Origin of the sequence: Lysinibacillus sp. FJAT-14745, assembly GCF_001275675.1 — a bacterium.
Lineage (GTDB): Bacteria > Bacillota > Bacilli > Bacillales_A > Planococcaceae > Lysinibacillus.
On the sequence record NZ_LITM01000015.1, the window covers coordinates 135,205 to 155,652 of the forward strand.

The window sequence follows — 20,448 nt, forward strand, 5'->3', positions numbered from 1 at the left end:
TTCGTGCCTGGAATATATTACAGAAAATTCAGTTTAAACGTTAGTGTGGAATTATTTTAATGCGACACTAGTGATATTTATTGGGTAGATAATTATCGCAATCCCTATTGTAAATTTAACATATTATAAATTATAGAGAGGAGGGTAATTACTATGTCTGAATATTATGGTTCTGGTTCTGGTTCTGGCACAGGTTCAGCATTTGCGCTAATTGTTGTTCTATTCATTCTTTTAATTATTGTCGGCGCTACTTTCATGACTAAAGGGTATTAATACCTAGCACCGCCTCTAATGCTCATAACTATTGTAAGGTAATACTAATTAAACCTTTCACCTTCAAATCGAAACTAAGGGTCACAATCCTCCGGTGACCCTTTAATATTTCCTCGTTCAATGTCATTCTCAACCCCCTAATTAAGATAGAGGTCCCCCTCTTCTACATCACCAGCGAATCCCTGCCAATATCAATAACCATTTCTTTTAAAAATTGCACGACGCAGAGATAGATAGCATTTTTCTTTCACTTAAAAGCCTTTTCTTATGAGAACATAATGACTGAAAACCCTATTTCAAGACATATTACATTTAAAACGCAAAAACCCAGGATTTATTATATACAATAAAATCTTGGTCCTTATTGTTTTCTTTCAAAAAGTTTTGCTATACTCAACATTTTTTCTCCCTATTTAATTACTAGTAAATAGGAAAAAACGTTGCCGTAGACCCACACGATGTTCACTTGTTATGATAAATTTACAATGTTTTATTGGAGGTATATTAAAGTGAACTCTTCAAAGATTGCTTTTTTATCAGTTATTAGTAATACCACTGTCGTCATCCTAAAAATTATTGTTGGATTGTTTACAGGTTCTGTGGCAATTTTATCAGAGGCAATTCATTCTCTCCTAGACTTACTTGCTTCTTTTATTGCCTTTCTCTCCGTACGAATTTCCAATAAACCAGCGGATAAAGAGCACCCCTACGGACATGGAAAGGTTGAAAATATATCAGGGACAATTGAAACACTTCTAATTTTTGTTGCTGGAATTTGGATTATTTATGAATGTGTTCATAAAATTATCACTCCTACACCAATCAAACTCCCAGTTCTAGGAATACTGGTCATGTTATTGGGCGCCTTGATTAATTTTTTTGTATCAAGGATTGTTTATAGAACTGCAAAGAACACCAACTCCGTTGCCATGAAATCAAATGCACTGCATCTACTAACAGATGTCTATACATCATTAGGTGTTGCCTTGAGTTTATTGATTGTCCATTTAACTGGCTGGTACATTTTGGACCCAATCATTGGGATAGTATTAGCATGTTATATTATGATGGAAGCTTTCAAAATGATGAAAGAAGCCTTTCCTCCTTTATTGGATGCTCGATTATCAAAAGAAGAAGAAGAACAGATTATTCGAATTATTGAATCATTTAAAGGTGAATATATTGAATATCACGATTTTCGAACAAGACGATCTGGTGCAGAAGAATATATAGATTTTCATTTAGTTGTAGAGTCGAATAAAAACATTGAAACCTTACATGATTTATGTGATCGTATAGAGGAAAAGATTCAGAGGAACTTTCATAAAGCTAATACTCTCATTCATTTAGAGCCGGAAAATGAGAGAATAAACTGATTTAATATCAATTAATCCAATTTTCAAGACCAGGTACTCATCTTTTTAATGAGTGCCTGGTTTTTTCTTTGTAAAACGATGCTTAGTTTATCTACGTTAGTAAATATTCCAATACAAATATAATTGTATAAATGACAATAGACTTCCACGATCAACAACTCTGCCAATCAATTGTATAGTCTTTAACAAGTTTTCTAAATAATAACCTAATCCCCTCTTGGTTTTACTGGTGGGCATTATTTTACGATTATTTGCTGACATGTTCTCTTCTATCATTTAAAAGAGTGACATACTTTTTTGGTCTTACATTTCAAAAAATCCCGTGTGATTATCGACAATTATTCCATAACATTATTTTTATAACTCATATATTAAATTACATGCTCTAAAGGAGGTGATATGTGAGAAGTAAATACAACTTCTTTTGCATCAATTGTTGTAATGTTTGTTCTACTCATTATTGTAGGAACCTAAGTAAAATTTTCTTCTGAAAGGAGGGTTACTATGTGTCAGCTAGTTAGACACCAAGGTCGGGCTGTAGAAGTCAGAGATATCCATGGAAGAGTTCAAAGAGGAATACTAGTAGGCGTTGATTCATCAAGAGGAATTTTTATGCGGTCAGGCATTAGAATCGTTTTCATTCCCTTCTTCTTTATTGCAGCTATTTTCGTCATAGGAATTGGAATACGTATATTCTAAGAATGAACACTTAAACAAATGAATATATAGATATAAAAAAATAGAAATAAAAGTGCGCGATTGTGGAATAAAACTAAATTGAAAAGGGTAGCTTTGGCTACCCTTTTTCTTCGCTGATCCATGTAGTGAAAATTTAAGGAGTTGACTAATTTGCCAACCTCAAACCCTCCAAGCTAAGTTCATCACTCTTTGAATAATTTTTATGAATATTGGACAAATCTACATTAAACGATAATTAGTATTATTTAAACGAATAATTCCCTTATGAACGATAAATTATAGGAAGCTTTCGATAATTAGAAAGTTGTGACCAAGGTATTTATATTATGTAAACTAAAATAATTTGGCGCAGAAGAGGGCCTGAATACTTCAACTACTCATAATATCTGTACTTTTCGACTTGTGATTCTGAAGTTCCTTATAATTTTCATGTGAACGATAACTCTCCTTTTTTACGATAATGGGATGATTTTGTACTGATAATAATTATTGTTAATACGCTATCTGGAGGTTTTATACTTGCAACTGCAAGCTGCCATTGATGAATTTGTTTTGTATATCGAGATTGAAAAAAATTACTCAGTTAATACAGTCACTAGTTATGAATACGATTTACAACTTTCTTAACCTTTTTATCGGATCATGGCTGTTCAACCTGTTTAAACGAGATCACCAAGACCCAAGTACGTCGCTATATCCAATATCTATTAGGATAATTAAAACAAAAACCTCGTTCGGTAAACCGAAAAATTTCTTCAATAAAATCATTCACAAATATTGTTTAAAGTAACAATACCTTGCTAATGATTTTACGCACGGGATTGAATCGCCATAGACCGATGATAAACTTCCGGTCTAAATGACATTAACGGATCTAAAGCAGCTATTTGACTATTTAGAACGCGCCCAATCACGTTTTTCGATGCGCAATGAGCTAATGTTTAAATTATTAGCAACAACAGGTCTAAGACGTTCTGAACTTGTTACATTAACATGGGAACAAGTTGATTTGATAAATGAAACGATTCGAATTGATGGAAAAGGGAAAAAAGAACGTATATTGCCCCTTCATCCACACTTAATGCCGCTTCTGGCATCCTATAAAGCTTCTTTAAGATCATGTCAAATTTATCCAACAGAACCTGTTTTTCTAAATAAAAATCGTAAAGCATTAGATCCGCGGGGTTTACATGTCATCTTTAAAGATGTGTTGAAAAAGGCAGGCTTCCCACCTACCCTTTTTACACTGCATAACTGATGTTACAACAAAATAAGGAAAACGTGTTAGAGTGCCTTTTAAGCCCAATGGAGATGGGAAGATTAAAAAATACCATCCTTTCGTATAGTTCTACAAAAAGAATTGCGTTTTTTCTTGTTTATGGGATATATTTTCCTGAGCTGCTCGCTTAAGTTAGAATGTGACCGCCTTCTACATGAAGAACGGTTCCAGTCACGAAACTATTTTGTAGCAAGTATAGTACGCTTTGTGCAACATCTTCAGCTCTTCCTATTCGTTTCACAGGGAGTTTGTTTTCAACTGCATTATAGAAGTTATTACGTGCTTCTTCTGGCATTTTGCTACGGGAAGGTGTATCAATTATACCAGGTGAAACGATGTTTACTCGGATTGGAGCAAGTTCTAATGCCAAAGTCTGGCCTAGATTCGAAACTGCCGCATTGACTGCACCTAGCATTGCTGAACCAACCATAGACTTGTAGGCTACAACCCCAGAGAATAAAGTGATTGAACCGTTTGGTGATATTTTCGAAGCACCGTATTTCGCTGCATAATATTGTCCCCAAAATTTATTTTCAAACAGTTGTCGAGCTTGGGCTGTATCCGTTTGGAGGAATGACCCGCCGGATGTTTCTGCCGCACTTATCACAAGATGATCGAACTGGCCGATTTTTTCAAAGAAAGACTGTACTTGCTGTTCTTGTGTTGTATCTAGAGTAAAAGTCGTTGCACTAACTCCTAGTTGCTCTTTTGCAATCCGTAATTTATCTTCGGAACGGCTGGCAATAATTACTTCTGCCCCTTGAGCTACTAGCTGTTTTGCTGATTCCAAACCAATTCCAGAACTTCCACCGATAATTACAACTTTTTTATTTTTTAACATGTTTTTACCCTCCTATGGGTTTACTTAATAGATTAAAAATTCAATACCTCTTGCAGGTGTATATCAAGTTCAGATACAAACTTTTCAACTTTCGGATTTTTGACTACATCATAACAAGAGAAACTCTTTAAAGGTTTCATACCGAGAAATTTCTGTATACGATGTAAATGGCTTAATGCATCTTCTAGGCCGCTTCCTTCAAAAAATTGACTTGGATCGTTAAATGCTTTTTCAGGAGCATTCCAGGTAGTCGAAAACATATATTTCTTTTCAGTCAATAACCCGCCTTTTCCATACTGATCAGCACCCTTGAAAAATAATCCATAAGCATATACTTCATCCATATACGTCTTCAATAAGCCAGGAACACTGAACCAATAGATAGGTGTTTGGTAAATGACAATATCAGCCCAAATAAATTTTTGTTGTTCTTCTTCGATTTTATATCCATCTTGAACAATTGTTGTTTTTACACTGTTCTTTTCACTTAAAAAACTGACCAACTTGTCCATCAATGTTTGGTTCAAATTCCCCTCTGCTGAACTATATTTCTGGTGCCCGTTAATAATAAGTATATTTTTCATCTTTATCTAGCTCCTTCAATTCTGTTACCTCTAAAAAAACCGCCTAGCGTGTAGGCTGTAACCGATAACCCTACTGCACTTAAGGTGAAAATCAAATCATTTGCTACATCTGGAAGAATACCCATGATAACGTACCAATAGCAAAAGCATTGATTAATAAAGAAATCAACGGTAGCTAGTTTCGTTGATTTCTTGCAATAATTTTTGATCACCTCCTCAATAAGGGATGAAATTATAAGTACAACGATATTATAAATACAGTAACTTCATTTATGGAAGTAGTGATATTTAATTCATAAAGTTTCTGAAAGTATACTATTGTGATATGATAAGATAAATTAGTCAAAAATTTTTTAGGGAGGATGTTTCAGATGAGTGTTATTGAGCCAGTAGTGTTGACCAAAGGTGCACCAGGTGAGACTTGCCCCATTGCTAAAACGCTTGACGTGATTGGAACTAAATGGACTTTTTTAATTATTCGCGATCTACTTATAGAAGGAACAATGCGATTCAGTGACCTATTGAAATCAATGAATGGAATTAGCCCGAAAACACTTTCACTCCGTCTTAAGACACTAGAAGATCATGGGATATTGAATAAAAAGGTATTCCCGGAGGTTCCCCCTCGTGTGGAATATACGTTAACAGACAAAGGAAAACAATTGGAAGGAATTTTCATTGAATTAAAGAGATTTGGATTAAATTTATAAAATTTATAAAAAGTTAAAATAAGTCATTCTTTAAATTTTGGTAAGTTAATTATGAATCATATCAAAGCTTTTTTATTTTTAAATCTATTTCTCAGGCTTTGAACTATACAAACTACTCTATCACGGCATATTGATAGTAAAGTAAAGCTATTTTAGCCTTACACCTCCGAATTTTGTTACTTAGGGTCACTCCTATCCCAAGTGACCCTTTTTATTTTTTTCCTCAAAGTGTTCATTAACACTTGTTTAAATTTATTTAAATGAACCTAGACTGCTTCACTTTTGTCTTTTATTAGATTTTGCAAGATCATAATCAACACCTTTTTTAAATACTTTTTAAAAATTCAGGGTATCAAATTTATTACTTGTCACTTCTTCCAATCCTTTAGTAATCTTTTCTCAGTCAATTCAACAATATAAAAAAAGTTATCCATTGGTTCTATATAATGTGTAAAAAAGAGTCGAACAGACAAATTTGTATGTTCGACTCTTCAAGTATTCCCGTTTTAGAATCATCAATATATATTTATTCTTCAATGAACTATATGATTCTGCACAACCAACTAAGCTTATCTTTCTTATTAATAATTTTTATGAATATTGGACAAATCTACATTGAACGATAATTAACATTATTTAAACGAATAATCCCCTTTTGAACGATAAATTATGAGAAACATCCGATAATTAAAAAGTTGTGACTAAGGTATTTATATTATGTAAACTAAAATTATTTGCATGGAAAAGAGTTTGAATACTTCAACTACCCATTAAAAGGTTTTGCATTTTTTGTATCCAAAGTTTCCGTTGGCATCGCCTGTTAATACAATGCTTGGATTGAAATCAAAGCATTTGCTGCAGCGACTCTCAGCTTCTGACTTCCTGACAACTGAGACTTAAATTACAGGCTCACTATCAGGCTCAATATCAAATTGTTTAGTTAATTTTTGAAGTTGCTCTTCTTGCTTTCTATGAGTTTTACCATGTATGGACAACGGTATTTTCTCTAGCAGTTAAGTTATCGATCAATTCATATTCTTGTAATAAGCATTCTATCTTACATTCTCTAAATTTTATTTGTTTTGACCCTTTAAATAAAGATATATTCTTATCCTCCAATATGATTTGTCCAACTGTTGGCTTTAGATAGTTGCAATGGAATTAAGCAATGTTGTCTTGCCTGATCCATTTGCATCCATAATTCCAAAAAACTCTTCTGAAAAAACATAAGGAAACACCCTGCATTCTGTGTGAAGTACTATATTTAAAATATTTTGAGCCTTACGTACAATAAGTTCAACTAAAGACGATAACGTTCTTCGGTCAAGAGAGCAACAATTTTAGAAAACAGGCTTTATTATTCAGGTTTAATTAACTTTTAATACAATATTCGTGTTTTATTTGATTGATGAACTATCCAGCTGATGGACGAATAGCATTTCTAATGATTAAATACGAACATTCTGTGTGGTTTTGTGTGAAATAGTTTGTTTTTTATCTTTTGTCAGGATTATTGTAAACAATCGTCTCTAACCTATATATCACTTCAATCCCCACTTCCCAAAGGTTCTTTTAATATAGGTTTTTGTTCCTTGATGTTGACTACGTAGTATAATTAATTGTTTGAATAAAGCAGGTGTTTTTTTACAGTGTGAAGAAGTACTTATTATAGGGATATATTCAATTCAACGATTAGAGAAAAAGTGGTGAGGATGAGGTGGAAATCAAAACAATTTTGGTATTAATTGTTTTTTCTATATGGTTAGTAGCTTGTACCAGTAATAAAGAAACAACAAAGACTATTTATATTCAAGAATTAATTAATTTCGAAGAAGAAAAACCAGACACATCACAATTAATATCTGAGGCGAGGGATTTGATCAAGGCTATTATAGCAACAATCTGTACGAAAAGAGCATTTTACAAAGATTGTTGCTATTTTTCTATGCCTTTTTCAACATAAATGCTTATGTTAAGTACATAATAGCTGTTAATAAGACATCCCAATATAATATTGGCCTCAACGGAATTAAGTATGAATATATAATAAATTTTAAAAAGACAATTTAAGCTGTCCATAATATCTATGCATAAAATGGAGTTTTGTTGCATAGATTAAAGTAATTCATTGACATGTTTGTGCTATTTGCATACAATGAAGATAGTAAGATTCATGCGTGATGGATCTACAGCAGTACACGGCGATTGGGTGGCTCCCAGTCGCTTTTTTTCTTTTTCGTTTCAGCCTTGGCCTTTTTAACGCGTGATGGATAAGACACAGCAGTACACCTCCTTCCTAAAAAGGAATCAACTGGATGCTGCGAATCTATTGTAACATAAAATATAATTGCATTTATATAGTGCTTGACAAAAGAAAATGAAGGAGCCAATCATCTTGACCCTTCATTAGTATTAGGTTTGTACCTGCATATATATTTCTTCATACGATTGCTTAATGGACAAAGCTGTCTCCTTCAAATCTCCTCTGAATCGACTCGCCAATTCCTCTAGCAACGAAGATTTGTAGAATATTATTAATACTTTATCGACTAATTCACTTAATCTACGTTTCTCCACATGTTTACTCTGCATTGACACTAAACATAATCCAAGTATTATGTCATACGGTAAAACTATCCAATTTTCTGTTCAAACTGAATAAAGTTCAGCCGATGGACGAATAGCATTTTCATCTCCTTAATACGAATGTTTTGAATTGTTTAATGCAAAATAGTTCGTTAATTATCTTTTGTAAGGATTAATTACGAACAATCATATCTAACAATTTTTTATTGCTTCAATCCCCTTCTTTTCAATTAATTTCTTTCAAGGATACTACCTTTTGTTTAATGATCTTTTTAGATAGTTGAGAATGCTTTACTTACAGAGACGCTTATCGCGCCCGATTGTGGAATATGAAATTCCGCATATACAGCATTATTAATCAAACTATTGGTATCAAATACGGTTTATTCCTATGTTTTTAAATCATCTTCATTTTCAATACGATACTCAATTGGTAACATTGAAGTTCGCTCCTTTTCAATAAAATTTCATTTTCTCTAGAATCGCCAACAATCTCGTCCTTTTGCATAATACCAATTATTTCAAAAACATATGTTAAACTCAATCAATTTTTTATATAAAAAATTGATTGATGTAAAACAAATAGACACTCACAATTGGTAATGATAGGGAAAAAGTATGATGGGCGGTTGGTAATCTTTCGTGTATTCTTGATGAAGTTGATGAACACATCAATATATGATTAAGAAAACAATACAGAATGAAGGAGAGTGCCTTATGAATGAAATCATAGAGCAGGAGAAAGACTTCGGATTTGCTAGAGTTTATGCTATTGAACTGCTGTTTAAAGAAAAGCCAGTAGTGGACCGCGAACTACTCTACAGCAAGATAGAACAATACATGGGGAAAACAGATCAACCACAAAATGAAAAGAGTGGGTCGCTGGCAGTATGGGAGCCCTATGAGCAACATGAGAAAGGCGAAATGCTTCACTTCTTTCATTTGAATTATATGGTGAAATATGCAAAAGGAGAAATGCCTGCACAAACAATGCTTACTGGCATGAATGTAGGTCCGATATCTGATTACGAAGCCGCTTTGCAGCAAAGTTGGCATTGGAATGAAGCAGGCCAAACGTTGCAAGAGTGTAGTTACGCATTGTTACTTGTCGATATGATGGCATCTGGACTGGAGCCCCAAAAAAGATTGGAGCTATATACGAATGTTCTTCGTGCAATAGTGGAAACGGTCCCTTGCGCTGCGATTTATTTTAGAGAAAGCAATAAGTTGGTCGAGCCATCCGTGTTTTTGGCTGCTATTGATGAGGGCGAAATGTTGTATGGAGCATTGAACATTCGGTTCTACAATGTTGAGGGTACTGGCAGTGAACGCCAAGAAGGTCTCATGGATTCCATTGGGCTTGCTGCACTAGGCATTCCTGATGTGCAATGCCACTTCTATGATATGGATACCAATGAGGTTGCAGAATGCTTGACTAACTTTGCTTATTATTTGTTTAATCAAGGTGATATTATTACAGATGGAGAAACGATTGGTTTTACAGAGGAGATGCGTTGGCGCTGCGAGCATCAATATGCATTGGCTGTTCCGCACCGCATAGTCATTGATCTTGATCCCGGTGAGGGCAACTATGCAGGTCACCAAGGTGGTTCTGAAGAATAGTTACTCCTTTGGGTATATAGTGGTGTAGGTCCTTTCAATACAACCAAAAGTGCGGAGCCTAATTTCAACGGTTTTAATCCTTGAGTACTAGTTTTATCAAAATTTGTTTCTAATGCTTAGACTTTATTAATGGGGGGCCTTAGATAATCGTGGTTATCATACTTTATCAAGGTAAAAAATAAAACAATTTGTAACCACCTTTAAGTTATGCCCTATTCTTTACTTAGTGTAGCTATTTGTACTAACGTTTGCTTGGGGCTATTACAGTCTAGATTGTGTACGCATCTCCGGAGCCTTTTCGTATATAACATGCTGATTAACGGACCAATTTGTAAAAAACAAAATGAAATAAAAGATGCATTTTTAAAAAATTATCAATCATTAGAAGCAAAATATATGAATTATACAGAGGTCGATCTACAAGATAAACTTACTTCTCATTGGGGAGTTACATACTCACGATATGAATGGTTATTAGAAATATTAGCTCATGTTTATCATCATAGGGGGCAATTACACGCTATGCTTGTTCATTGTTGTGGGATAGATCAAAAAGTTCCATTGTTTGAATAGATTCAAATAAAGACTAATGAACACTAAAAGATCCCTTTTATTGAATTAAAATAATATCCCCTTTTCTTAGCCGTTAAGTGCTTAGAAAAGGGGATATTATTGTTTATAAAAATGCTTATTGGATTCGTTAAATATGTTAGCGCTTATATTCAGGCTGTTCTAAAATAATCGGATTCGGATTGCTAAGTACCCATTGCACTGCCAACTCGCATAGTCTCGCAGGTTCCTCATCTCCATCGCCTTTGTGAAGTTCTTTCGCTAAAGTGATAGACTCCTGAAGTGCAGCGGGATGTAATGGCGTACCTATGCTAAAGTAATGGTTCAAACTTTTGAGCATTTTACGAAAATCATTATCCCAGTTGATGCCACCGTTATCTAAAATTTCGTATGAGACTTTACCAGTAATACGAATAACCTCTCCTTGTACAGTTTGCGCATGTCCTTGCGAAGGAATTAGTAAATTCCAAAGTTCATTATGTTGCGCCTGCCAGCCCTTTGTACATACTGTTATTGGAGACGTACCATCATGCGTTTTTCGCTTCTCTACTGGTGGAACATCAAATAGCTCATAAAGACGGGAAAGTGCCTCATCCGTTTCGTTCAAATATTCTTTATTAAAACCTTCTCTGTGAAATTCAAAGTCTTTTCCAATTCGCTTAATAGAATTTTTCATTTCCGGCGTTACAGCTATATTTGCGCTCAGAAAAATCTCAGAAACTTCCACTAGATCAACAATATTTATATTTCTACATACTGCTAAAGCTTTGTCCAAAGGCGTCTCATTCATCATATTTACCGCGCTAATATTTGCGCCTTTAGAAACCAATGTGCGCACCGCATTTGGTTTAAAAAAAGCAGCCGCAGCAAATAAAGGTGTTTCGTTTTGATAATCCAAGGCTTCTATATCTGCACCTAACTCAAGAAGCAATTCAATATTCCCCCGCCAACTTATTGCCTGATTATGTAAAGCCGAACTTTTGTAATTGTCTCTCGCATTTATATTTGCCCCCTGTTCCACGAGCCAGCGAACCAATTCATCCGGTACATTGAAAAAACTTAAGGCTGTTGTTTTACTATAACCACCATATGCATCTAGCTCGCACTTTGTAAATACCTCTTGTAATGCCGCAATATCACCTGCTTCAATTAGTTCATTAAAATTTTTCGGTAACGTTTTTCTCTTCCTCGCCATATGTATTTTCGCTCCTGACATTAGATTTTTGAATATAGTTCATCACGTTATTTACCATATATATCAATCAATATTTTACCATGTTATAATTTCTATGCTAAGAGAGTTTACAGTTAATTAAGAAAAGAAGTTATACTTATGCAACCGTTTTGGGAAAATGACTATAAAGAAGATGGGTATTACGCTTTTGGTAATCCAAGCATTGAAGTAATCGAGCAAAATAAATAATTTACCTCCCAACTATTGGCATTCTTTTATAATTATTTGGATTATCTTTGCTGCTTGGATTAGTAAAATTATTTTTCATCATATTTAAAGTTTTGTTCAGCAAGAGTCATCCTTCCTGAACAATTTCTTTCAGATATTTCATTTTACATAGCAATGAAATTTTATTATTGCACTTTGGTTATATAGCTGCTTAATGTAACATTCTAATACTTTTTCTTTATCTGCTTAAAAAGCATCTGAATAAAGGTACTTTTTGTTTTTTCATAATGCTTCAACTGCGAAATAGTTAGATTTTTGATAAGCTGAATATTTCTCCCTTAATTTTAATAATTAAATGTTGTCTTTATTAAAATGTAATTCTCTAATTTTTACAATAATGATAACGCTATGAGACGTATCGAGATTCAGTAACATGTACCGTTATCCATCTCGATTGCTCTCACAACGCACAATAAAAGCCTTACGTGTTTTTTGATTGTACATAATTTACTAAAAGTATTAAGCGAAGATCCTTTAACTCATTCCCCGTCGTATGTAATGTTGTGTTGCCTGTTCAGGGTCTAATTTTAATGCAAATAAATTATCGATACCATCTATTTTAGTCGGGGTATTAGAAAGCGATTGACCGAAAATATCTTGTAAGTTGGATGCTGGGTCCGTACTAATTAGCAGCACCTTTTTCTCTTCATTTGCAATGGCTACAAGCAACTGATGTTTTTCCAACGCCCCCTTTTCCTATAAAAAATAGGAAAGGGTTGTCTAGGAATTTGCTTCTTGTAAAGCGTTCCATTTTTACGCATCTCCTTTTAGTGACAAGCGTACTTTTGGTTTTTGTAATAGTTCTTCTTCTGAAAGTCCTGACCACTGTGAAAACTGTGCATTAGTAGGATATTTTCCTTTACAAAGTAACTCTCCATCTACAAATGTTGCAGGTAATACATCCATTCCCTCTGACATTAGAAGTTGATTGATGGCTTCGTTTTCTACAAAGGCATTCGGTTCATTTGTTAGATTAAATCGTTCAGCTTCTTTATCTGTTTTCTTTAAATTATTCATTACAAATGACATACGTAATAACTCTGGATCAATAGAAGGTCCACATAAGCCCGTAGAACAACACATTGCTGGTTCATAAATATGAATTTTTTTCAGCTACAAATTGTTCAATACGCTTGCCAATAGCATCACGTACGTTTTTGTGTTATATATACTAAAAATAAGGGCGTATTTAACAAAATATAGTGGACTTAGTATTTGGATGAATTACGCCCTTTTCAAAAAGGGCAAATTTTTTTAGGGTATTCATAATAAGTAGTGGAATACCCTTATATGAATACCCTTATATATTACCTCTGCTAAACATTCTTCATATTGTTCAGTTAATCTCCATCCATCTATGATATTCATAATCCAATCTCACCCTTACTATTAGCTTTTAATGACGTCGGTCCAGAAACTATTCTTCACTCCACCTTCCTTTTTGTCCAAACAACTGTATTTGATATGAATAAAATATTGTATAGAAGAGGAGGTGAATATAGAATGGCATCATTTGTAATTGGAGCGAGAAGTCTTTTCAATTTTCGAAACGAACGCTTTTTCCTATTAGTTGAAGATGAAATTACAATTCCAGCTAACGGTGTAGAGATTGATCCAGTTAATATCTATGAGATTGACCAACAAACTTTCAATTTTATCAGAGCTGAAGGAGATACACCTGTGATTGTACCAGCTTTTCAACTCCCACCTGTACCCCCTGGATTTAAATTAGAACGAAAATGTATTTTTACAGTCGATAATTCATACTTTGTAATCTATGATTTAGAAAATGGCACTGATAACAATGTTTTATTAAGAATCAGTGCAGCTTTATTTAACTCATTGAGAAATTCTGGTGTTCGTGAATGTGTTCCTCAAAATTTCATTTAAATAAATGGGTATTGTTATGTATCCCTTCAATTGTGGGTTATATTTAACAAACTGCTGTACAAAAAACAAGCAATCAATTTTATTGGTTGCTTGTTTTTTATTTTGAATGTATTTACGCATGTTTAACACTTCAAAATTTTAAACGACTTAATTATTACTACACAGTTTTTCCAATACAACACACTCGATGTTGTCTTTGTTTTGATAAAGCGTTTCATTTGTACGGTCGTCATAAACTCTAAACATATTTTCTTTCCTGCTTTCTGACACGACTCTAATATTGTTCATTAGTATTTATTCCCCTTTCTACTTAGATAACTTATACTTCATAGTAAAGAAAGGGAAGATTTTCAATGAACAATAGTTTAATATCAAAATTAAAAGCCTTTGCAAAAAAATTAAAACAAAATTTATTTGTACTTTATCTGTCTTATAAAGATCCCAGAACACCATGGTATGCTAAGCTTTTGGCAATGCTTGTAGTTGCATATGCTTTTAGCCCAATAGACTTAATCCCAGATTTTATACCTGTTATAGGGTATCTTGATGATTTGATAATTGTACCCCTGGGAATTACCCTCGCTTTAAAACTAATTCCACATAATGTAATTGAAGATAATAAAGAAGCTGCGGAAGAATTAAAACAATCAGAAAAACCAAAGAATTGGTTTGTTGGCATTCTTTTTATAACTATTTGGGTTATCTTTGCTGTTTGGATTAGTAAAATTATTATTCATCATATTTAAAGTTTTGTTCAGCAAGATTTATCTTTCCTTGCTGAACATTTTCTTTCGAATATTTAGTGGAATATAGTTTTTATAAGTTACATTCCACTACTAATTACGAATTTCCTTATTTAAAAAGTATGCTCTGTTTAACTTGATTGTTGTTTTTCGAGTGGCGATTAAACATTTTCTAACATCTTAAAGTTTCCTTTCTACAATCATAGTTATTGGCGTACCCCTTTCATAATGTTCATCTAATACACCCAACGCTACATCTACAAGGTTTCTAATCTTTTCGCCAAAGTTTGTGAAAATATAGATAAAAGCCTGGTCATCTTCTAAAAACTCTTTTTCTTTTTTAAGGTCATCTCTTTTTATGAAGTACTAAAAACTATTATTTAATATCAAATATCTAAGCGATTTAGACGCGGGATTCTAATTCCAGCTTTATTAGGTATAGGTGCAATTGGACTAACCTAAGCAATATGGAGTAAATTTTGGTTAGCACCAGGCATTGCATTTGGAATAGCTATGGTATGTAATATCGCTTGGAACATTATTGTAGCATCTGTACAGCAGGAAACTGTACCTATCAATTTGCAAGGAAGAGTTTTAGGATTTTCACGCGTGCTTACACGACTTGCAATGCCTCAAGGTGCATTAGTAGGAGGTATGATTTCTGATTATAATCCGATTTCAATTTTTATTTTTGCATCAGCTACAAAATTCGTTGAAATAATTATTGCACTTGTCAGTCCGATACGCAAACTATGAACAAACGTAAATAACAACGTTATGTCCAGAATTCCCACATAGAAATGTCAGCTTCCCTCATTAGCAGACATTTTTTTATATAGATTTGTTATCTTGATAAAAGAAATCAATAAATATCAAAAAGCATAAGCTTTTTACGCCTACGCTTTTTCAAAAATTAATGTTAAGACAACATCGTTATTCTTTTACAAGCTATTTTTGCTGCTGGCATTTGAACACCAGCCCCAAGAGCTGCTTCTACTGATTCTCCCCAAGAGCCACTGCTAGCCTTAATTTCGTTCCCTGCTGTCAAAACTCCCTCTGCTACAATTTCAACACAATCATAATAGTCTGGATTAGGATTACTTTCAAGATACTGTGCAGCTAATTCGTCTGCTTTCTTTTGTATTGAAAGTCGACCTTGTTCAGCCAATGAACTAAAAATACTTTCAGCTTGCCCACCAAAATGTACTATTTCGTCGTTAATGTCTTGACCAGTACGATGTATTTCTCCCATTTCAGATGACATATATAGTCCTCCCAATCCTTGAAATTTGAACTTTTTAAGTTCACAAATATTTTATCCAACTGAGATTGATCTTATCCATCAACAACTATACAACTTTTCGACTTGCAATTCTGAAGTTCCTTATAATTTTCTTGTGAACGATAACTCTCCTTTTTTACGATAATGGGATGATTTTGTACTGATAATAATTATTGATTAATACGCTATCTGGAGGTTTTATACTTGCAACTGCAAGCTGCCATTGATGAATTTGTTTTGTATATCGAGATTAAAAAAATTACTCGATTAATACAGTCACTAGTTATGAATACGATTTACAACTCTTCTTAACCTTTTTAACGGATCATGGCTTGCTATCTTCATGATAATACATGGAATACAAATCATGTAATGTAACTTTCCCAAATGCAAAATCCACCACATTTCTCTCAACTAAAAAAGATGTAAGCGAACTTAATAAACTTGGATCAGAACTTGGTAAATGAAGTAGTGACATTCCGTTTGTAAGTGTTTGAAGTTTTATGTTTGGAAATAGCTCGTGAAGTTGTTTTTTGGTATCATTCTCCATATTTTTCACTCGAATAGTTTTAATATGCGCTTGACTAAATCCTTCTATTACTTGATTGGTATCAACTAGCTTTCCTTCGTTAAATAAGAAAATTCGGTCTGCGTATTTCTCTAAATTATCAAGTAAATGGGAGGCAATAATAATAATCTTACCTTCAGCCTTTTTCTTTACTAATATTTTCGAAATAATTTCTACATTATTTGGATCAAGTCCGTTCATTACTTCGTCCATCATCATAATTTCTGTATTTGAGACAATTTGCATGGCAAAGCATAAACGCTGGCGCATACCAAGGGAATACGTGCCTGTTTTTTTATTCACATAATGCCCCATATTTAATGCTTCGATTGTTTCGTCAATCAGTTTTAAATCGGATTGCCACATTGTTGCAAACATATTCAAATGCTCGCGCCCACTTAGGTGATTGTACAAGTCACTCTGGTCTGGCATCATCGACACGAATTTATGAATTTTTACTTCATTTGATTTATTCGAGTAACTTAGGCCATCTTTAAATACTACCTTTCCTTTCATAGGTTTCACATAATTCATTAACACATTCATAAATGTGGATTTCCCCGTTCCATTTGGTGCAACGAGCCCGATCATTTCACCTTTTTCAAATGTCATTGAAATATCATTTAACACTATATTTTCCCTAAATTGCACGGTAATATTTTGAACCTCAAGCATCTTTTCGCCTCCTATTTAATTAGCTTAAATCGCTTATTTAATGCAATAAGTATCATTAAAAAAATGACAACCCCTGCTAGTCCGAGTAACAACTGTAATCCTAAAGTAAAATCTAATTGATCGTTCAAATAATAAAAATTTCGCCTTTTTGAAATAATTTGTCCGACTTGAATGTAAGATGTCGGTAAGTTTTGAACATCCCAAAAATAGCCGACGTAACGGCTGGAATAAAAATTCTCGCCAAAAATAAGGAGCAAACCAACAGCGAAATTTACCATCTCGCTGCGGAAAATAATACTGCTTAATAGCACAACGTTGATAATGGCGATAAACCAGGTAACAAGCAAAGTTAAGGATTGTACTAAAAACGTACCTAATGTCATCATTTCAAATTTACCATCCACACGCCAATCTAGATGAGCTGCATACACAGGAGATGGTAAATTGAAATTCCCAAAACCGGATTGTAAGCCTATGATCAAGATGCCAACTATAAGCGGTACAAATAATACCATGCTACCTAGTAGTGCAACGAACATTTTCACAAGTAGCTTTTTCCAATCACTAATTGGAAATCCCTTTAAAATAGATGGATGACGTCGATCTTTTTTAACAATATCAATTGATAAAAGAAGTACACAGACAATTAATATTATTGGAAGTACTCCCTTTAATAAGCGTTCGAACGTTTGAAGCCCTGTGCGTTGTTCAAAAATTTCATATGATAACTCATAATCTGCTTTCGAATAAGTATCATAACGGACAGCCTGCTCTAAATAGGCGTAAAAGGCATCATCTTCTGCATACTTGTTATTTTTTATAAAATACTTAGAGTTATATGAAAATGCCTCATTCCTATATGTAATCGAGTTCGTTAAGTAGTACCAATCACGAGTTAAATCTGCATATTTTTTTAAATTCCCCTCATCTAATGCTTCTAATCTTTTTTTATCGATAGGGTTAATTTCCTTAAAAATTTCAATAGCATAAATAACGGAAGGATGAACATCAGTTAAATCTTGTCCTTCCATATGATGTAAAAATTCCTGACGTGTTAAATAGCGCGCCTCAATTTCATCATAGTCAACACTTTCAATCGGATTGTAAGTAGGTGCTATTTTAAATACATAAAAAAAGGTTGCAAAAGCAAGCAAAAAATAGATTGCTAAGTTTTTCTTATTTGTAAAAAACTGCTTGAATTCAAATTTAAAATAACTCCACATGCTTATAATACCTCCCTTATGCCCTTTTGATTTTTCCTGTTGAGAAAAATGTTTTAATAACGAATAACATTAATATGATACTTATAGACATGATGATTAAGCCTAAATTCATAGTAATATCAACAGGCTTCGCTAAATCTACTGGTAAGCCTCGTAAAATATCATTGAAGTTCATGAAATTAAAAGGATTATAAGGGATTAAACTAATAAGAGATGGGAAAATCATCGGTAAAAAGAATAAAATAAAGTGTACAAATAATGTTAAATACATATTTTTCAGTAACACATTTAAAATAATCGACAACAGCATGACAAAAATTGAAATTACTATCATATAACCAATGCTCATCGCAATATATTGAATTGTAGATATTAAAGTGGCATTTCCTACATAGATCCCTACAGGCTCTATAGGGTTACCAAGCCCATTTATGATCCACAATGGAATTGCGCAAATAAATATGAGCAAAATGCTTGTAACTATGGATAAAAAAGCAATAATACATTTAGATAAAATATAGTAATCAAATCGAACAGGAAAGCCCTGAATTATACTAGAATGCTCAAAGTCATCTAGTAAAATAGAACTTGTCTGGAAGCTAATAAATATGTACCAACCTGCCCCAACGTGAAGAAAGAAAAATAATAAAAACGGCATGTATTGAAATAAATCTGATATTGTATCCTTCCCCTCATCAATCATCCTCTTAAAATAAAGATAGTCCATAGAATTTTGTAGTTTAGAAGGTAATAATTCTGCAACATTTTCGTATCCTTCTAATTCGAATGCCTTTTGTCTTAATGTTGCGAGTTGAAGTGAAGTCTCATAATACATAGATTGTTTGTCCAACGTTAAAGTTGCTATTTGTAAAGCAATTTTACTTTTTTGTTTAGTTAAATTTTTATATAAGTCGCTTCCGTCACCCATTTCTGAAGCATCTTTAACTTGAAACTTTGATAGTATAGCTTGTGCTGAATAAAAATCACCCTTTTTCTCGACAAGTTGATTACCTAGGGCTTGTGCATTTATATAAAACATAAAGCCAAAAACGATAATGATGACAGCGACTAGCGCGACTAAATTTTTCCTATTCGCCCGCTCAATAACTAGACCTACTTTTAATGCTCTTAACACCGGCATCCTCCTCACTTTTTAATGAAAGCATTTACAATACATGTTAAGGTATTGTGGATATTTTTTCAATTTTTAGATTTTTAAAGTTTGATATTAAGTTTGTATATGTAGAATATTCAATTGTTTGATTAAAGCAGGTATCTTATTACAGAGTGAAGAATTACTTAACTTATATGGGGATATGATCAATTCAGAGGTGATGATAAGGTGAAAATAAAGTCAATTTTGTTTTTATTTATTTGTTCTATATGCTTAGTAGCTTGTAATAGTACTAAAGTAACAACAAAAACTATAGAAATTCAAGAATTAATTAATTTCGAAGAAGTAAAACCCGACACATTACAATTAATATCTGATGCGAAAGATATTAAAATTATAGAGAAAACATTTAAAAAAGCTAGAAAATTCGGTGAAGTAGATAACAAAATAGTTCCGTAATATAAGATCAAACTAAACGATGATGAATTCTATTTATGGATTGACAATACAATTACAGGGACAATAGCAAACGTAAATAATAGAAATATGTTTTACAATATCCTAGCTACCGACGAATTTAAAAAGGCCATTAATTATCAAGAATAAAAATAAATTACTTCCTAAAAAAATGATCAAAGCATTCTTTCTGTTAGAATGAAAAAAGAGCATGGCCTTTACTTTATGTAATAAAATCATGCTCTTTAAGTAATTATTGGATCTACGTCAAGATTTTAGACACACTCAAGTTAATTTTTTGTGTTGCGCAACATCCATTTTTGGAGTGTTCCACATCCCGAGTAGCCCGTCAAAGTGAAAAGAGCCTTTGACCGCCTACTCGGGATATAGAGCGGAAAATGCATAGAAGTTGCGCCCGAAAAATGTGGAGGGGTAGATTTCTTTGTCCCCTTTTCACGCTGCTGCTTGGCACATTTTCTCATACGCATCAGGTG

General features: G+C 33.3%; 22 protein-coding genes and 2 pseudogenes. 13 read left to right on the forward strand and 11 right to left on the reverse strand.

The features are described 5' to 3' along the window. Positions 1-153 precede the first annotated feature (153 nt). From AMS59_RS24515 to AMS59_RS26475, 5 genes and pseudogenes are all read left to right on the forward strand, one after another. Positions 154-273 carry a YjcZ family sporulation protein gene (locus AMS59_RS24515; protein ID WP_082337598.1) on the forward strand — a complete coding sequence of 40 codons (120 nt, stop codon included), beginning with the start codon at positions 154-156 and terminating at the stop codon, positions 271-273. Positions 274-782: 509 nt separating this feature from the next. Further along, positions 783-1,649: a cation diffusion facilitator family transporter gene (locus AMS59_RS20585; protein ID WP_234007864.1), complete on the forward strand. Its 867-nt coding sequence runs from the start codon at positions 783-785 to the stop codon at positions 1,647-1,649. Between the two features lie 414 nt (positions 1,650-2,063). After that, positions 2,064-2,123, forward strand: a pseudogene (locus tag AMS59_RS27075) (YjcZ family sporulation protein); the annotation flags it as partial. A 744-nt stretch (positions 2,124-2,867) separates the two neighbouring features. Continuing rightward, positions 2,868-2,975, forward strand: a complete 108-nt coding sequence (locus tag AMS59_RS26470) for a site-specific integrase (protein ID WP_234007865.1) — start codon at positions 2,868-2,870, stop codon at positions 2,973-2,975. Between the two features lie 232 nt (positions 2,976-3,207). Further along, entirely contained in the window at positions 3,208-3,606 is a 399-nt protein-coding gene (locus AMS59_RS26475; protein ID WP_082337607.1) for a tyrosine-type recombinase/integrase, read from the forward strand. A 148-nt stretch (positions 3,607-3,754) separates the two neighbouring features. Here the strand turns inward: AMS59_RS26475 and AMS59_RS20600 are convergent, their stop codons facing one another. Further along, on the reverse strand, positions 3,755-4,468 hold the full coding sequence (locus AMS59_RS20600) for an SDR family oxidoreductase (RefSeq protein WP_053485591.1): 714 nt from the start codon (positions 4,466-4,468) through the stop codon (positions 3,755-3,757). A gap of 32 nt (positions 4,469-4,500) precedes the next feature. After that, entirely contained in the window at positions 4,501-5,052 is a 552-nt protein-coding gene (locus AMS59_RS20605) for an NAD(P)H-dependent oxidoreductase (protein WP_053485592.1), read from the reverse strand. A 371-nt stretch (positions 5,053-5,423) separates the two neighbouring features. Between AMS59_RS20605 and AMS59_RS20610 the strand changes: the two genes are divergently transcribed. After that, complete coding sequence (locus tag AMS59_RS20610; RefSeq protein ID WP_053485593.1) at positions 5,424-5,762, forward strand: helix-turn-helix domain-containing protein; 339 nt, start codon at positions 5,424-5,426, stop codon at positions 5,760-5,762. A 1,717-nt stretch (positions 5,763-7,479) separates the two neighbouring features. Next, positions 7,480-7,725, forward strand: coding sequence for a hypothetical protein (locus tag AMS59_RS20615; RefSeq protein ID WP_053485594.1), 246 nt, complete (start codon positions 7,480-7,482; stop codon positions 7,723-7,725). A gap of 449 nt (positions 7,726-8,174) precedes the next feature. Here AMS59_RS20615 and AMS59_RS25535 read toward each other — a convergent pair whose 3' ends face one another. Beyond that, on the reverse strand, positions 8,175-8,339 hold the full coding sequence (locus AMS59_RS25535) for a hypothetical protein (protein WP_156304727.1): 165 nt from the start codon (positions 8,337-8,339) through the stop codon (positions 8,175-8,177). Positions 8,340-9,065: 726 nt separating this feature from the next. Between AMS59_RS25535 and AMS59_RS20620 the strand changes: the two genes are divergently transcribed. Next, positions 9,066-9,971 (forward strand): DUF4261 domain-containing protein, encoded by a 906-nt coding sequence (locus AMS59_RS20620; RefSeq protein ID WP_053485595.1) that lies wholly within the window; start codon positions 9,066-9,068, stop codon positions 9,969-9,971. A gap of 396 nt (positions 9,972-10,367) precedes the next feature. Then, the gene (locus tag AMS59_RS25540) at positions 10,368-10,544 is read left to right on the forward strand and encodes a hypothetical protein (RefSeq protein ID WP_234007866.1); all 177 of its coding nucleotides are present in this window, start codon (positions 10,368-10,370) and stop codon (positions 10,542-10,544) included. 136 nt (positions 10,545-10,680) lie between these two features. Here AMS59_RS25540 and AMS59_RS20630 read toward each other — a convergent pair whose 3' ends face one another. The 3 genes from AMS59_RS20630 to arsD all read right to left on the reverse strand — a co-directional run bounded on the left by AMS59_RS20630 (position 10,681) and on the right by arsD (position 13,116). Continuing rightward, positions 10,681-11,736 carry an ankyrin repeat domain-containing protein gene (locus AMS59_RS20630; RefSeq protein ID WP_053485597.1) on the reverse strand — a complete coding sequence of 352 codons (1,056 nt, stop codon included), beginning with the start codon at positions 11,734-11,736 and terminating at the stop codon, positions 10,681-10,683. Between the two features lie 741 nt (positions 11,737-12,477). Next, the gene (locus AMS59_RS20635; RefSeq protein WP_053485598.1) at positions 12,478-12,687 is read right to left on the reverse strand and encodes an ArsA-related P-loop ATPase; all 210 of its coding nucleotides are present in this window, start codon (positions 12,685-12,687) and stop codon (positions 12,478-12,480) included. Positions 12,688-12,756: 69 nt separating this feature from the next. After that, positions 12,757-13,116: an arsenite efflux transporter metallochaperone ArsD gene (gene arsD / locus AMS59_RS20640; RefSeq protein WP_053485599.1), complete on the reverse strand. Its 360-nt coding sequence runs from the start codon at positions 13,114-13,116 to the stop codon at positions 12,757-12,759. Between the two features lie 390 nt (positions 13,117-13,506). On the opposite strand from arsD, the gene AMS59_RS20645 reads away from it, so the two are divergent. Continuing rightward, positions 13,507-13,893 carry a hypothetical protein gene (locus AMS59_RS20645; protein ID WP_053485600.1) on the forward strand — a complete coding sequence of 129 codons (387 nt, stop codon included), beginning with the start codon at positions 13,507-13,509 and terminating at the stop codon, positions 13,891-13,893. A 147-nt stretch (positions 13,894-14,040) separates the two neighbouring features. On the opposite strand, the gene AMS59_RS26480 is transcribed toward AMS59_RS20645, so the two are convergent. After that, on the reverse strand, positions 14,041-14,181 hold the full coding sequence (locus AMS59_RS26480) for a hypothetical protein (RefSeq protein ID WP_156304728.1): 141 nt from the start codon (positions 14,179-14,181) through the stop codon (positions 14,041-14,043). Positions 14,182-14,246: 65 nt separating this feature from the next. Here AMS59_RS26480 and AMS59_RS20650 point away from each other — a divergent pair, with 65 nt between their 5' ends. After that, positions 14,247-14,639 carry a YkvA family protein gene (locus AMS59_RS20650; protein WP_053485601.1) on the forward strand — a complete coding sequence of 131 codons (393 nt, stop codon included), beginning with the start codon at positions 14,247-14,249 and terminating at the stop codon, positions 14,637-14,639. Between the two features lie 387 nt (positions 14,640-15,026). Further along, a pseudogene (locus AMS59_RS20655) lies at positions 15,027-15,392 on the forward strand (MFS transporter); the annotation flags it as partial. Between the two features lie 163 nt (positions 15,393-15,555). Here the strand turns inward: AMS59_RS20655 and AMS59_RS20660 are convergent. The 4 genes from AMS59_RS20660 to AMS59_RS20675 form a co-directional block, all read right to left on the reverse strand. Beyond that, entirely contained in the window at positions 15,556-15,900 is a 345-nt protein-coding gene (locus tag AMS59_RS20660) for a hypothetical protein (RefSeq protein WP_053485603.1), read from the reverse strand. Between the two features lie 343 nt (positions 15,901-16,243). Next, entirely contained in the window at positions 16,244-17,161 is a 918-nt protein-coding gene (locus tag AMS59_RS20665; RefSeq protein ID WP_053485604.1) for an ABC transporter ATP-binding protein, read from the reverse strand. An 11-nt stretch (positions 17,162-17,172) separates the two neighbouring features. Further along, positions 17,173-18,384 carry an ABC transporter gene (locus tag AMS59_RS20670; RefSeq protein ID WP_053485605.1) on the reverse strand — a complete coding sequence of 404 codons (1,212 nt, stop codon included), beginning with the start codon at positions 18,382-18,384 and terminating at the stop codon, positions 17,173-17,175. A gap of 16 nt (positions 18,385-18,400) precedes the next feature. Further along, positions 18,401-19,525 carry an ABC transporter gene (locus AMS59_RS20675; protein ID WP_199777807.1) on the reverse strand — a complete coding sequence of 375 codons (1,125 nt, stop codon included), beginning with the start codon at positions 19,523-19,525 and terminating at the stop codon, positions 18,401-18,403. Positions 19,526-19,726: 201 nt separating this feature from the next. Here AMS59_RS20675 and AMS59_RS26485 point away from each other — a divergent pair, with 201 nt between their 5' ends. Next, positions 19,727-19,957, forward strand: a complete 231-nt coding sequence (locus tag AMS59_RS26485) for a hypothetical protein (RefSeq protein ID WP_234007868.1) — start codon at positions 19,727-19,729, stop codon at positions 19,955-19,957. Positions 19,958-20,448 lie beyond the last annotated feature (491 nt).

What these genes read in the sequence shown, in the direction of transcription:
- AMS59_RS20610 (WP_053485593.1), top strand. Translation starts at nt 5,424, where the DNA reads ATGAGTGTTATTGAGCCAGTAGTGTTGACCAAAGGTGCACCAGGTGAG.
- AMS59_RS20620 (WP_053485595.1), top strand. Translation starts at nt 9,066, where the DNA reads ATGAATGAAATCATAGAGCAGGAGAAAGACTTCGGATTTGCTAGAGTT.
- AMS59_RS24515 (WP_082337598.1), top strand. Translation starts at nt 154, where the DNA reads ATGTCTGAATATTATGGTTCTGGTTCTGGTTCTGGCACAGGTTCAGCA.
- AMS59_RS25540 (WP_234007866.1), top strand. Translation starts at nt 10,368, where the DNA reads ATGAATTATACAGAGGTCGATCTACAAGATAAACTTACTTCTCATTGG.
- AMS59_RS20660 (WP_053485603.1), bottom strand. Translation starts at nt 15,900, where the DNA reads ATGTCATCTGAAATGGGAGAAATACATCGTACTGGTCAAGACATTAAC.
- AMS59_RS20605 (WP_053485592.1), bottom strand. Translation starts at nt 5,052, where the DNA reads ATGAAAAATATACTTATTATTAACGGGCACCAGAAATATAGTTCAGCA.
- AMS59_RS26475 (WP_082337607.1), top strand. Translation starts at nt 3,208, where the DNA reads ATGACATTAACGGATCTAAAGCAGCTATTTGACTATTTAGAACGCGCC.
- AMS59_RS20665 (WP_053485604.1), bottom strand. Translation starts at nt 17,161, where the DNA reads ATGCTTGAGGTTCAAAATATTACCGTGCAATTTAGGGAAAATATAGTG.
- AMS59_RS20670 (WP_053485605.1), bottom strand. Translation starts at nt 18,384, where the DNA reads ATGTGGAGTTATTTTAAATTTGAATTCAAGCAGTTTTTTACAAATAAG.
- AMS59_RS20600 (WP_053485591.1), bottom strand. Translation starts at nt 4,468, where the DNA reads ATGTTAAAAAATAAAAAAGTTGTAATTATCGGTGGAAGTTCTGGAATT.
- AMS59_RS20630 (WP_053485597.1), bottom strand. Translation starts at nt 11,736, where the DNA reads ATGGCGAGGAAGAGAAAAACGTTACCGAAAAATTTTAATGAACTAATT.
- AMS59_RS20650 (WP_053485601.1), top strand. Translation starts at nt 14,247, where the DNA reads ATGAACAATAGTTTAATATCAAAATTAAAAGCCTTTGCAAAAAAATTA.
- AMS59_RS20645 (WP_053485600.1), top strand. Translation starts at nt 13,507, where the DNA reads ATGGCATCATTTGTAATTGGAGCGAGAAGTCTTTTCAATTTTCGAAAC.
- AMS59_RS26480 (WP_156304728.1), bottom strand. Translation starts at nt 14,181, where the DNA reads ATGAACAATATTAGAGTCGTGTCAGAAAGCAGGAAAGAAAATATGTTT.
- AMS59_RS20675 (WP_199777807.1), bottom strand. Translation starts at nt 19,525, where the DNA reads ATGCCGGTGTTAAGAGCATTAAAAGTAGGTCTAGTTATTGAGCGGGCG.